At 50.8% G+C, this 903-nt stretch carries 1 protein-coding gene; it reads right to left on the bottom strand.

Annotated features, from left to right (window positions below; translation table 11 throughout):
- Window positions 1-110: 110 nt before the first annotated feature.
- A partial coding sequence (locus tag ACTHUM_RS15520; protein ID WP_440403359.1) for a TRCF domain-containing protein occupies window positions 111-903 on the bottom strand: 793 nt, incomplete at its 5' end.

The following is a 903-nucleotide window of genomic DNA, read 5'->3' on the forward strand; positions in this document are numbered from 1 at the left end:
CATTAAATCCGACATTTCATTATAATAATTTTTTTGAATACAAATATCTAGTCTACTACCTGATCTACAAACTATCAAAATCTTTGTAAAATGACCTTTTCTTAACCTCTCTACTTCACCATCACCCTTTCTTTCAAAGTCTTCAATACGTTCTTCACTGTATTAATCCGCACTTCGATATTTTCCATCTCTGCGGTAAATCGCAGCTTATCCGTGCCGGCAAGGCGGTATTTTTTGTCGTTTTGAATCAGCAGGATGATTTCGGTTGGATCGACATTGTTGTTTTTGCCAAAAGTTACCGTTACCGCTTCGCTGGTCGCATCAATGGCATCTATGCCTAATTCTTTTGCCGCAAGCCGCAGGTGGTGGCTTTCGATAAGGGTTTTGACGGGTTGTTCGGGCAGGCCGAAGCGGTCGACGAGTTCTTCGTGTATGGCGTTGATTTGCTGCACGGTTTCGCAGACGGCGAGGCGTTTGTAGAGGATGAGGCGCTCGTGGATGTCGGGGCAGTAGTCTTCAGGCAATAATGCCGGGCTGTGCAGTTTGATTTCAGTGGTGATGCCCAGCGGTGCGTCGAGATCGGGCTGGCGGCCTTTTTTGAGGTCGCGCACGGCTTGTTTGAGCATTTCGGTGTAGAGCGTGAAGCCGACCTGTATCATTTCGCCGGACTGTCCTTCGCCGAGGATTTCGCCTGCGCCTCGGATTTCCAAATCCTGCATGGCGAGGGTGAAACCTGCGCCGAGTTCATCTGCCGCCGCGATGGCGTCGAGGCGTTTTTCTGCGTCTTTGTTGATGTATTCGGGCGTGAGCAGGTAGGCGTAGGCTTGGTGGTGGCTGCGGCCGACGCGCCCACGCAACTGATGAAGCTGAGCCAGCCCGAATTTGTCGGCGCGGTTGATGATG

The organism is Neisseria sp. P0021.S006 (assembly GCF_051956895.1).